The sequence below is a fragment of the Mongoliitalea sp. genome (assembly GCF_054166905.1).
The window spans coordinates 298,988-311,492 of sequence record NZ_JBSZCK010000040.1 but is presented as its reverse complement, the minus strand read 5'-3'; the positions used below and the strand labels follow the sequence as shown (position 1 = coordinate 311,492).

Below are 12,505 nucleotides of genomic sequence, written 5' to 3'. Positions count from 1 at the left end.
AAATAAAAGTTCATTTCAAGCGAAAGAAATTTATAAGATAGTATTTTACAATCAATACCCCTCAGACGCTGAATTAACTTTCCCCCAGAATGTTCGGTAAACAAAATAGCTGTATAACAGCACAAGTGGTCCACCCACAGCAACAAATCCCATCATAATCTTAAGTGTTTTGATAGACGCCGCAGCATTATAAATGGTAATACTATGAGCTTCTATTCCATTGGACCAAAGAAGTCTAGGATACAATTCAGCAGCCACGATAACTAGGAGTAACGCAATGGTTAGACTGGTAAATACAAAAGCCCACCCGTATTTTTCCTTGCTAGCCAAACGTGGCACATTGGCAATACTCAGAAAAACCAATACTGGAACCACAAATAGTAGTGGATTTTCTTGAAAAACAAGAAGCAAATGATCCAAGGTTAGCAATCCATAGAGTGTGGTAATTACATAGGAACATATGAAAAATGCCATCCCTATTTTTAAAAATCCTTGGATTCGGAAATAAAGAGACCCTTCCGTTTTCAATAAGAGATAAACAGCCCCATGCATCATAAACAACCCCACACTTGTAATCCCTACAAGGATAGAAAAAGGATTTAAAAACTCGAAAAAACCACCTCCAATGTATTCGAAATTTTCGTCCAATGGCATCCCGTTGAGAATGTTACCTAAGACTACACCAAGTAGAAATGCTAACATGACACTTGAAATCGAGTAACACCAGTCCCACATAGTTCTCCACCAAGGCATTTCTTCCATATTTCGAAACTTAATCGATATCCCTCTAAAAATGATAAACATCAAAAACAGGATAAAGGGTGTATACATGGCAGAAAATAAGGTACCATAAAATACAGGGAAGCCAGCAAATAAGGTTCCCCCACCAATAACCAACCATACTTCATTCCCATGCCAAGTCGGGTCAATGGCTTTCAAGGCCGTCTGACGACTACTTTCTCTTCGGAAGAAAATATGCCAAGCCCCAGCACCAAAATCAAAACCATCTAAAATCGCGTAGCCTGAAAAAAGTGCGCCTACTACTAAAAACCACCAAGTGGGATAATCAATGCCAAGTAAAGTCTCCATAAGTACTGATTATTTTGAAATGATCGTTGCGATTTGACTATTTATACTTCCCTCGTCTGAGTCTGTATCATTAGAGGGTCCTTTTTGGATAGCTTTATTCATCAAATAAATGAACAACAAAAAAAGAATTGCATATACAATAAAGAACAAGACTAAAGAAAATAACACTTGATTAGCTTGCACACTTTTGGAAAGTGCATCCGAGGTGCGGAGCAATCCGTACACTACCCATGGCTGCCTCCCCATTTCTGCTGCAAACCATCCAAATTGATTGGCCAGCTGGGGCAAAATCGCGGTAAACACAAACGTCCATAGCAACCATTTATTTTCAAATAGCTTCCCACGCTTCCACTGCAAAAGAGCAAATAAGCTTAAAGCTATCAGAAACATTCCTATAGCCACCATCAAATGATAAAACTGAAAAACAGCATTCACTTGTCCTGGCCTATCTTCCTCAGCAAATGCATTCAAACCGGTCACGGGAGTTTCAAAATCCTGATGCAACATAAAAGATAAACCGCCCGGAAGTTTCAACCCAGTGACTTTTTGAGTTTTGTTATCTACCCATCCAATTAAATACAAATCAGCAGGTCCGCTTGCCTCATAGTGTCCCTCTAAGGCAGCTAATTTAGCTGGTTGATTGACAGCAACTCCCTCCGCAGAATTATGTCCCGTAAATAATTGTGCTAATGAAGCAATGACTGCCACCACCAAGGTGATTTTAAAAGCTTTCATGGATAAGGATACATATCTTCCTTTAAGGATGTAATAGGCATGCACACTCAAAATTAAAAATGCTCCAGCTAGAAATGCACCCAACCAAACATGTGTGAGACGATCTACTGAGGAAGGATTAAAAACCATCGCCCAAAAATCTACAATTTCTGCCCGGGCCTGCAGGCCTTCTCCTACAATATGATAACCTGCAGGCGTTTGTTGCCAAGAATTGGCAACCACGATCCAAACCGCCGAAAACATTGACCCCAAGAATACTGCCCAAGTCGCTACTAAATGAACCCAAGGTTTGACACGATTCCAACCAAAGAGTAATATTCCTAATGCACTGCTCTCTAAGGCAAAAGCAAAGATTCCTTCTGCTGCCAAGGCACTTCCGAATATGTCACCTACATAGCGGGAATAGGTTGCCCAATTAGTCCCAAACTCAAACTCCATGACAATGCCTGTCACGACACCAATGCCAAAAGTAATAGCAAAAATCTTTGTCCAAAACTTTGCTAATATTTCATAATCTTTCTTTTTGGTTCGGATATACATCGTTTCAAAAACAACCATCAGTAAACCTATACCAATGCTTAAAGGCGGATAGATGTAATGAAAGGCAACAGTAAAAGCGAATTGGATACGTGATAAAATTTCTACATCCATGATGTTTGATAATCTAAGGTTAGCAGTTTTTCATCGGACCATTCGATTAACTATCGAATGAAACGAATGCATAAAAGTATGATGGATATCATAAAATCACTGAGACGAAGGTCACATTGATATTTAAAAATCATTGAAAAATAGGTTTAAGCTTTGCTGATAAGAGTCAATTTATATTAAAAAACCTCAGTGTTTTCGGCAAACTCTCCAACCACCTTGTATATCGTGGATTTTAAAGGTAAAAAAGGAAGAAAAAGTGCTACGAAGCTACTCTCTCTTCCTTATTGTTTAAACATATTCTTTTAATTGATACCTGGACTTGCGTCAGTCAGGCTTGAAAAGATCTCATGATTAAATGCATAATTACCGAAAATTTGGGGGTGACCTTTAATTTTAATCCAAGTCAAACTCGATTCCAATTTTATTCGTCTTGAGAATTTCTTTTATTTCGTCCAATATCATCGGATCGTCAATAGTCGATGGAATATCAAAAGGGATATCGTCTGCAATGTTTCTGATGATTTTTCTAAGAATTTTCCCAGAGCGTGTCTTGGGAAGCCTTTTGACAATCAATGCTGTTTTGAAGTATGAAATCGCACCAATGGTTTCCCGAACACTTTTCACTAATTGCGTTTCCAAATCTTCCCTGCTGATAGTCCGGCCATCTTTGAGCACTACCAAGGCAATTGGCCGCTGACCTCTGAGTTTATCGGCGATACCCACCACGGCGCATTCTGCCACCATGGGGTTGGCAGCGACAATTTCCTCCATCTCTCCCGTAGACAGTCGATGTCCACTGACATTGATGACATCATCCACCCTTCCCATGATATAGAAATAGTTGTCTTCATCCTTAAAACCACCATCACCAGTCAGGTAGTATCCTTCAAACTTAGACAAATACCCTTTTCTAAATCGCTCATCATCTTTCCATAAAGTCGGGAAGCAACCCGGGCCCAGGGGTAATTTGATGACCACATATCCTTCCTGATTGGGCCCTAATAATTGACCATCCTCACTCATAATCTGTACATCATAACCAGGAACCGGGGTAGATGAGGAGCCTGGCTTGACAGGTTTCAATCCTATCCCTGCCATATTAGCCAACATAGGAGATCCAGACTCGGTTTGCCACCAATGGTCAATCACCGGTATTTGGAGTAAATCACTCACCCATTCATAGGTAGCCGGATCACAGCGCTCGCCTGCCACAAACAAGTATTTCAAGGAAGACACATCATAGTTATTGAATAAATCCCCTTCGTGATCTTCTTTTTTAATTGCCCGGATAGCAGTTGGTGCGGTAAAAAATGTTTTCACTTGATGTTGCTCTATAATTCTCCAAAAAGTCCCAGCATCCGGAGTACGAATAGGTTTGCCTTCAAACAAAATCGTGGTACATCCTGAAATCAATGGCGCATAGACAATGTAGGAATGCCCTACTGCCCAGCCAATATCTGATGCTGCCCAGAACACCTCACCGGGTTTGGTGTCATAAACTGCTTCCAAACTATATTTCATGACCACTGCATGTCCTCCATTGTCCCGGATAATGCCTTTAGGTTTCCCTGTGGTCCCCGAAGTGTACAGAATATATAAAGGGTCCCACGCATCCACAGAAACATAGGTATGCGGTTCAACACTCTCCAATGCCTGATTCCAATCAATCTCTCGTGCCGAACGAAGTTCGGCAATAGCCATATGTCGCTGCAAAACAATATGGTAGTCGGGCTCAAAGGTAGCTTCTTTCAATGCCTGATCTATCAAGGGTTTGTAAGGAATCACTCGATCAAATTCAATCCCACAGGAAGCTGAGACTATCACCTTTGGCTCTGCATCATTAATTCGGATAGCCAGTTCATGCGGGGCAAATCCACCAAATACAACCGAGTGGATCGCACCTAATCGGGCACAGGCAAGCATGGCAATGACTGACTCAGGTACCATGGGCATGTATATGATTACCGTATCTCCTTTACCAACCCCCTGAGACGCTAATAATCCAGCAAAAAGTGCAACTTTAGCTGTTAATTCCCGATAAGTGAATTTTTGAATGGTATTGGTAACAGGAGAATCATAAATTAAGGCTACTTGATCACCACGACCAGTTTCTACATGATAATCCAAACATAAATATGATGTATTTAGCTTGCCTCCTTCATACCAACGGTAAAAACCTTGGTCATTGGTAGAAAGTGTTTTTTCTGGAAATGTTAACCATGCGATTCTTTTAGCTTGTTCTTTCCAAAACTCTTCTGGATTTGTAAGCGATTGTTGATAATCATTGATAGAAGCCATTAATACGACAAATAAATAGTGCTATTACGTTATTTTGGGAGATAAAATTCTCTGAATCTAAGGTAAAGCAAAAAAACGAAGGGTTTTAACAATAAAAAGCTAAATAGATATAGCTACGAGGGAGCAGTGGGTAGTGAACAGTGAGCAGTGAGCAGTTGATAAATTAGGAATGAAGAATGAGGAATTAGGAATGTGGATACAGAAGATATTCCTTTCTTCTTACCCGGATACCGTACTTAAAAGTTAGCAGTGAACAGTGAGCAGTTGACAAAAAATTTACCCCCTCATGAAATAGGTTGACAGGTCATTGACCGAAGGCCGAATCGAGTGGCCGACAAATCTAAAACCTTAATGACGGAAGGCAGGTCTACCCTCTAATCCCGATAGCAATCAGGACAAAAATAATTAAGAGTAAACAGTTGATAAATTAGGAATCAATGTCGTTTAGATAAGAATGCAAGTTGAGGTGAAATTTTTCCAAAGTTTGATTAGCAGTACAATCAAACTGAATCTGCAAACAGAACTTTGGAAAAGTTTTGCTAAACTAAACGACATTAAATTAGGAATGAGGAATGTCAGTACAGAAGACAATAATTTCGTATCACCTGATTCCCGTACTTGGTACATGGTACTTAGTACATGGTACAAGTCTTGAAACTTGATTCTCGTCTCTCGCTTCTCGTCTCCAGCTTGCAGCAGGCAAGTCTCGTTTCTAAAAAAAAACCCGACTTCCGCCGGGCTTAATCTTATTCTTCAAATCCTAGACCTGCTGCATTGAGCATTTTGGCATAGGCTGTCTTCCTACGGGCTGCCAGATTGTTAAGAGTAACACGAGCACTTATCAAACTTACCTCACGAGCATTGACAAGGAATAAGGAAGACTCTCCTACTTCAAAGCGCATCATTTCTCCATCTAATAATTTTTGCAAACCATCCACATTATTCGTAAATACAACTAACTGTTGACCCACAGTCTCAAAGTTGAAGATCTCAGCATCAAGCTTGTTTCTCAATTGTAAAAATTTGAGATCTCGCTCATAATTCTTGAAGTTCAATTTGGCACGGGCCATCCCTAACCCACCGCGTTCTTTTCTAAGAAACAATGGTGTAGATATGGTAAATCCATACTTGTAATTATTTTCCAAAAAAGGGACAACTTCAGCTTGGCTAAATGTTTCTGTCAAGAAATTATAGTTAAACTTTGCCACGGGTAAAAGTAAATTGGCTTTGAAGCGACGATCTACCTCCAAGGCTTCAATATCAAAATCTGTCAAGCGAAGCTCCGGGTGCATGTTTACATAACCTCTCAAAGACTCCGGTAGGTAATCTACGATAAAGGGATCCAACACATTTTCAGGAAACACGTCTTCCACTAAGTCAACGGGTTCTTCACTTTCATCCCATAAGAATGTATTCAACATTTGAGTGGATTTGAAGAAATTAATCTGAGCGGATTGAAGACTGAAAAGACGGTCCTGCACCTGCGTGTATGCTTCCACCGTATCAATTGCTGGGAAATCTCCTTGTATAAAGCTTTCCTTCACCATTTGGAATCTCTGTACTGCGAGTTCATATCCCTCTTCAAAAACCTTGACATTTTGGTAGTCAGAGGCCCATTTCCAATAATGATCCGTAGCGTCAAGATAAAGATCATTCAAAAACAATTGACGTTCCACAACGGTAGCTTCCTTAAAGATTTGTGCTTGCCTTAAAGCCGCTCTACGTTGATCGATAATCAAGCCTTGTCCCAAATTGAAGGAGGCGCCCGCAGCAAATAATCCACCAGAAGGAACCGTACGCTCGCTGTTTAGAAAAACACCAGAATTTTGCTCCAACAAACCTTTTAATTCTACACCACCCATGGTTGGAATGGATATTCCAGTCTCTTGAATATCAAAATAATCAGAATTATTAAATCGCTTCCGATCTCGCTGAGTATAAATTTTAGGGTCAAAACCTCCCCTCGCAGCGCGTAACTCCTGTTTACCAAATTCTAAGTTTACATCCGCTTGCTTGGCAACAGGATGATAGGATCTAACCCAATCCATGTAGGTTTCAAAATCCAAAATCTCTTGCGCAGAAATAGTATATGAAAGGAAGCTAAAGCAGCATACCAGAATTGCTCTCATCATTATTTCTTTTTGTTATCCGCTTTTTCGCGGGCTGTATAATAATCAGCAGGGAATCCGTTTAATTGTCGCCAAATCTCATACCACAAAGGCACATCATTTAGCAAGGCAATACCATCCGCACCAGAACCAATTCTCAGGGCTTCTGGCCATTTCTCATCCTCTGGATCTTCTACTACTAGGATTCGGTACTTTCCATTAGGACTTGCAAAATTATCAATAGCATGGATTACGCCTCCAAAGGTACCATTGGTAATCTGAGGCCAACCGGAGAATACGATTGCAGGCCAACCGTCAAAAATAAAGCGAACTTTTGAACCTACTCTCATCAATGGATAATCCACCGGGGCCACAAACATCTCTACTGCCAACTGTGCATTTGCTGGCATAATACTGATGATCTCAGAACCTTCCTTAATGGTTTCACCAATACCCACTTGCACAGCTTGGGTAATGTAACCATCCTGAGGTGCTAGAATATATCGGAAACCAGTACGCATTTCATAATTGGAGTACTGATTTTCAAGTTTAGTAACAGTGGCTTCCGTGTCAAATTGGGCGGACATAGACTCAAACATATCTGCACGTGCCTTTGCCATTCGATCCCTAAAGTCATTATCAATGGCATTCAATTCAATTTGGGCTGCAATTCGCGCATTGACACTTTGCAACAATGAATTTTCAGCCGCTATCATGCCCGCCTGCACTTCTTGAAATCTCAGCTCTCGCTGTTCGAAGTCTGTCAACGAGCGAAGGCCTTCTTGGAAGAGTTTCTCTGCACGTTTCAACTGTTCTTCACCAATTTTGAAATTCACTTTTGCCTGCTCGAATCGAATACTGTCAGAAATTACCTGAAGCTCTGCCATGCGAAGTCTATTGGTAGCCTGTTCCACCCTCAATTTATTATTTTGACGCATCGCTTCTATCTGAATCTCAATCGCCTTCACTTTTTCAGAATAGGAAAAAGCAGACATAGTCTTTGCGTCTACTTGCATCTGAGTACGCTCCAAAAGCTGTGGATCAAAATAGTCATCCTTGATCTCAGATACCAACAATACTGTATCCCCTTTATGAACAAAATCACCTTCCGCTACATACCACTTCTCAATCCTACCGGCAATAATGGTATGTACCGTTTGAGGACGTTGGTCTGGACGTAAGGCAGTCACAAAACCCTGCGATCGTATGTTCTGTGTCCAAGGCAAGAACAAAAAGAGAAAAGCACCTAGTAACATCCATAAAAGTATCTTTCTCCTCTTTTTGCTGTCATCGCCAGGATAGGTCATTTTAAGGCTCAAGAACTCTTTAAAAGAGACTTTTTCACTGATCTTGTTTTTACTAATCTGCATCATAGCCCTAGGAATTAAATTGTTCTAGTTGATAAAAACCCATCTGTACTTCCATCGTAAGTCAACTTACCATTTTTCAATTCAAGTACACGAGGGAATTTCTCTATAATATCTTTTTCTTTTGTCACTAACATTACTGTCCAGTTTCCTGCCAGGATGTAGTCTACCATTTTCATCTTATCCTCATACTCCATAGCACCAAACATGTCTTCCAACAACAATGCTTTCGGCTTGCACACCAAACACCTTGCAAGAATGATCTTACTAATCACTTCTTTGCTAAGACCCTTGCCTTCAGGCATCAATTGAGTATCCCAATCTTCGGTCAACTTATAGATAAAGTCTTTCAGACCTACCAACTCCAAAATTTCTCGCACATGCGAGTCCTCCGCATCTTTCCTCAAGGTAATGTTCTCATAAATGGTACCGTGGAAGATTGACTGATGAGATAAACTATCCCCAATAAATCCTCTCAGTTTATCCAAATTCATCGTATCTATTGGAAGCCCATTGACGATGATTCTACCTCTATAATCACTGTAAAGACCAGACATCAAGTACATCAAGGTACTTTTTCCTCCACCACTGTTTCCTGTCAAAACAACTTTTTCGCCTGCATTCAAATCAAAGGTCACATTATCCAATACCTCATAATTGGTGTCTTTGATGGCATAATGAAGATTTTTAACCTGGAACTGTAAACTTTCATTATTGGTCGTTAAGGATTTCTCTGTACCTTCTTCTCGCTCCATTTTCAAATCCATAATTTGACCGATTTTCTCTGTAGCTGTCATGGTGTCGTACACGGCATCCAAGGAAAGAATCACCTTCTCCACCGATGTTACCATCAAAATAATAATCACCTCAACCGCCACAAACTGACCGATACTGATTTGGTTATCAATCAACAATATACTACCTACAATCAATAGGGTGGTAACAATCAAGGCTTTGAAAGCAATCATGATTTTGTACTGGAATACCAATACCGCAAAGTGTCTATCTCTATACTCTACATAGGACTTCAGTAACTTATCCATATTGAAGAAAGGAAGCTTAGAGTTACCTGCCAATTTGAATGTGGCCATCGTTCTACCGATTTCTTCCAACCAATAAGCTGTTTTATACTTCATGGTAGATACCTTCAAATTGGTTTCCATACCTTTGGGACTTGTATAGTAAAATATCAAAATCACCAAAGCAATCAAGGCCAAACTGAAAAGCAAAAAGAATATATTGTAGAGTGCCAGAAGTATCATACCAAAGGTAATCTGCACGATAGCAAAGGAAAAGTCAATCAATATTTTGGACATCCCCTTTTGCAAGTTGACAGCATCAAAAAACCGGTTAACCAATTCAGGGGTATAGTTTTTTTCCAACTCATCCATTTTCAAACGAGGAAGACGGTAAGCAAAACTGAAACCCACCTTTGCAAAAATACGCTGCTCGAGTTTCTCTGTTAAATACAATTGGGAGATTTGAAGGAAGCCGCTGAATGAAATGGCGATGGTTACTACCAATACCATGATCAACCAAGCCGTACTCACCCTACCCCCTAATACAAAATTGATAATGGCCTGAATACCTAATGGGTATACCAATGATAAGGTACCATTCAATAATGAATAGAAGTAAATTGCATAGACCTCCCGTTTTTCCTCATTGATGAGTTTGAAGAACCTGTCCAAAGGAGTCAAACCGCTATCAGTTTTCATGTGCGATAGTTTTAAATACTAATTGATTGAAGAAATTGACTTTTTTTCCACTTCCGGCATGCTGTTCGGTCAGGCCTGGAAGGTGGTTTTCATAATATGTTTGCATTAAACTTGCTTCCATAATGGTGGTTACTAGTGTTTTGGGAAACTTATACTTAGGATTGTATGCTACTATTAATTCAGCGATCCGCTCGCCTAACTTGTAATACTGATGAAAAAATCCCTGTTTTTGTTCTTTGTCAACTTCCTTCGTCATGATTGCTTTGGTAGATTCATCTGTGAGCAACCTTCTCAATTTAATAGGGTCTAGAAAATCGTTTTTACTAAAAATCGGCCCCTCTACCAACAATTGAATGGCAAGCTCTAACTTTTGTTGTGCATCAGAAAGATTTGCCGTGCAATAAACCAAATTTTGTTCTATAAATCCCCAATACCAACCGAATAGATACAATAAAAGTTTGTGCTTATTTTCAAAATATCGGTAAATCGCTGCCTCTGTGCATCCAACAGTTACAGATAATTTTTTAAAAGTGAAATTTTCGAAGCCCAGCTCGAGCATCATGTCAATACTCTTCTGCACGATATCCTTTCCCAAATCCGAACTGAACGGATCCTTGAGGTAGATCTTCTCATTGACATCAACTCTTACTCTTTGTAGAATTCTATCCATATTGGTATGTAAGAACGTTTGGCATAACGTAGGCTACTCACAAAAGGTTTTATAATCTTAACTTTTTGTTAGTATTACTTACAAAAAATTAAAAAAAACACCCCAGCATTCAAACTGGGGCATTTTCAAAGATTACTTTTTCATGTAGCTTTCACGGATGCTTTTAAACTCCGAGCCTTCTTTCCATTGAGGCCACTTGTCGGATTGAGCTAATTTTGAACCAACTTTGTACAAAACCATCAAATCCTCCACCGCACTGCTCAAATCCCATAGCTCTGGATCGTACTCGTCCGCTGGGGTATGGTAATTCTTGGAAATCGCCGATGTTTTTTCAGCCTGCAAGTGGTCTACATAGTCCGAACCAGTACCCACATACAATGCTGGTACCCCTATCTTAGCAAAATTAAAATGATCAGATCTGTAATATAATCCTGCAGTAGGCGCAGGATCTCCGGAGGAATATCTCCCCTTTCCTTCCAACACCGTATCCAAGATATCATCCAATTCCGACTGTCCCTTGCCAATCACAGCGATATCTTTGGTGGATCCGAAGATATTTAATCCATCAATATTGATATTGGCAACTGTCTGCGCAGCTGGGAAAACGGGATTTTGAGCATAGTAAGCAGAGCCCCACAAGCCTTGTTCCTCAGCAGTTACTGCTAAAAATACAACTGTTCTCTCTGGTTTCTCTCCTTCAATAAAACCTTTTGCTAATGCCCACATGGCCGCAATACCGGATGCATTGTCCAAGGCGCCATTGTAAATACTGTCACCCTCAGCATTTGGAGTACCGACACCAATATGATCCCAATGGGCTGAATAAATGATGTATTCATGAGGTCGTGTAGTACCAGTAACCTTGGCTATGAAGTTTTTTGAAACATCAAATTTACCTTCTGCACTTAAAGATGAACTAGCCTTCAAACCCATAGGCATCCCTTTGAACCCAGGCGATTTGGCTTGTTCAAATAATTCTTCACTTGAGAATCCAGCCAAATCAAACAGCTTATTGGCAGTTTCTGTACTTACCCAGCCTTCAAAAACAGGTTGATATACATCCTTCCCTCTATTATCTAGATACAACTTAGTCCCATTCCAAGCGTTTTGTACCACACCAAATCCATAGCTTGCAGCTGCTGTCTCGTGGATGATCAATGCCCCCAAAGCGCCTTGCTTCGCAGCTTCCTCTAATTTATAAGTCCATCGACCATAATAAGTCATGGTATTACCATTGAATAAATCGGTGTTTTCTTGTCCATAACCTGGATCATTCACCAACATCACCACGATTTTATCCTTAACATCCAAGTCTGAATAATCATTCCAAGCATATTCGGGTGCGACAATTCCATATCCAACAAAGACCATCTCTGCATCTTTGAAGCGCTGTTCTCCATCCAATCGCTGCGTCCAAATCACATAGTCTTCAAATCCTTTCAGTTCCAATTTCCCTTTAGCTCCCACTACTTGCATCATTTCTGATGCTTTGGATGTAATGGACACCATAGGTACATCTTGAAAGTAACTATCCCCGTTACCAGGTTCAGCACCAATCTCTGAGAAGATCTTCTCCATGTATGCCAAGGTCTTGGTTTCTCCTTCTGTAAAAGGCATCCTACCTAGATAAGAATCATCAGAGAGTTCGATGATATGGGGTTCAAGATCTGCCGGAGTGATTTGAAATACTTGTTCGGTAGAGCTTGTGCAAGCAAAAGCTCCAATTGCCACTATGGGCGCAATGAATTTTGTTAGTCTTTTCATAGTCATTCGAATACGGCGAAAATAATACTTTTATTTTTAATCTTGCCTTCACATTCAAAACAACAACTTAACTTATATTGCCAAGGAATATATTAACTTGAAGTA

At 40.2% G+C, this 12,505-nt stretch carries 8 protein-coding genes; all 8 read right to left on the bottom strand.

The genetic code is table 11. The annotated features are described in order from the left end of the window. Window positions 1-51 precede the first annotated feature (51 nt). The 8 genes from cydB to ACXIUD_RS15490 all read right to left on the bottom strand — a co-directional run bounded on the left by cydB (window position 52) and on the right by ACXIUD_RS15490 (window position 12,400). Window positions 52-1,089 carry a cytochrome d ubiquinol oxidase subunit II gene (cydB, locus tag ACXIUD_RS15525; RefSeq protein ID WP_458053559.1) on the bottom strand — a complete coding sequence of 346 codons (1,038 nt, stop codon included), beginning with the start codon at window positions 1,087-1,089 and terminating at the stop codon, window positions 52-54. Window positions 1,090-1,098: 9 nt separating this feature from the next. Next, the gene (locus ACXIUD_RS15520; RefSeq protein ID WP_458053558.1) at window positions 1,099-2,475 is read right to left on the bottom strand and encodes a cytochrome ubiquinol oxidase subunit I; all 1,377 of its coding nucleotides are present in this window, start codon (window positions 2,473-2,475) and stop codon (window positions 1,099-1,101) included. A gap of 393 nt (window positions 2,476-2,868) precedes the next feature. Continuing rightward, entirely contained in the window at window positions 2,869-4,773 is a 1,905-nt protein-coding gene (locus ACXIUD_RS15515; RefSeq protein WP_458053557.1) for an acetate--CoA ligase, read from the bottom strand. Window positions 4,774-5,519: 746 nt separating this feature from the next. Further along, window positions 5,520-6,905: a TolC family protein gene (locus ACXIUD_RS15510; protein ID WP_458053556.1), complete on the bottom strand. Its 1,386-nt coding sequence runs from the start codon at window positions 6,903-6,905 to the stop codon at window positions 5,520-5,522. Continuing rightward, window positions 6,905-8,254, bottom strand: coding sequence for an HlyD family secretion protein (locus ACXIUD_RS15505; RefSeq protein WP_458053555.1), 1,350 nt, complete (start codon window positions 8,252-8,254; stop codon window positions 6,905-6,907). The genes ACXIUD_RS15510 and ACXIUD_RS15505 overlap by 1 nt, the downstream gene beginning before the upstream one ends. An 11-nt stretch (window positions 8,255-8,265) precedes the next feature. Continuing rightward, window positions 8,266-9,966 carry a peptidase domain-containing ABC transporter gene (locus ACXIUD_RS15500; protein ID WP_458053554.1) on the bottom strand — a complete coding sequence of 567 codons (1,701 nt, stop codon included), beginning with the start codon at window positions 9,964-9,966 and terminating at the stop codon, window positions 8,266-8,268. Then, entirely contained in the window at window positions 9,956-10,636 is a 681-nt protein-coding gene (locus ACXIUD_RS15495; protein WP_458053553.1) for a TetR/AcrR family transcriptional regulator, read from the bottom strand. The genes ACXIUD_RS15500 and ACXIUD_RS15495 overlap by 11 nt, the downstream gene beginning before the upstream one ends. A gap of 132 nt (window positions 10,637-10,768) precedes the next feature. Then, window positions 10,769-12,400 carry a M28 family metallopeptidase gene (locus tag ACXIUD_RS15490; RefSeq protein WP_458053552.1) on the bottom strand — a complete coding sequence of 544 codons (1,632 nt, stop codon included), beginning with the start codon at window positions 12,398-12,400 and terminating at the stop codon, window positions 10,769-10,771. Between the last annotated feature and the right edge of the window lie 105 nt (window positions 12,401-12,505).

Bases quoted from the DNA above. Each gene is read 5' to 3' on its own strand.
- ACXIUD_RS15490 (WP_458053552.1), bottom strand. From the start codon at position 12,400: ATGAAAAGACTAACAAAATTCATTGCGCCCATAGTGGCAATTGGAGCT.
- ACXIUD_RS15515 (WP_458053557.1), bottom strand. From the start codon at position 4,773: ATGGCTTCTATCAATGATTATCAACAATCGCTTACAAATCCAGAAGAG.
- ACXIUD_RS15510 (WP_458053556.1), bottom strand. From the start codon at position 6,905: ATGATGAGAGCAATTCTGGTATGCTGCTTTAGCTTCCTTTCATATACT.
- ACXIUD_RS15520 (WP_458053558.1), bottom strand. From the start codon at position 2,475: ATGGATGTAGAAATTTTATCACGTATCCAATTCGCTTTTACTGTTGCC.
- cydB (WP_458053559.1), bottom strand. From the start codon at position 1,089: ATGGAGACTTTACTTGGCATTGATTATCCCACTTGGTGGTTTTTAGTA.
- ACXIUD_RS15505 (WP_458053555.1), bottom strand. From the start codon at position 8,254: ATGATGCAGATTAGTAAAAACAAGATCAGTGAAAAAGTCTCTTTTAAA.
- ACXIUD_RS15495 (WP_458053553.1), bottom strand. From the start codon at position 10,636: ATGGATAGAATTCTACAAAGAGTAAGAGTTGATGTCAATGAGAAGATC.
- ACXIUD_RS15500 (WP_458053554.1), bottom strand. From the start codon at position 9,966: ATGAAAACTGATAGCGGTTTGACTCCTTTGGACAGGTTCTTCAAACTC.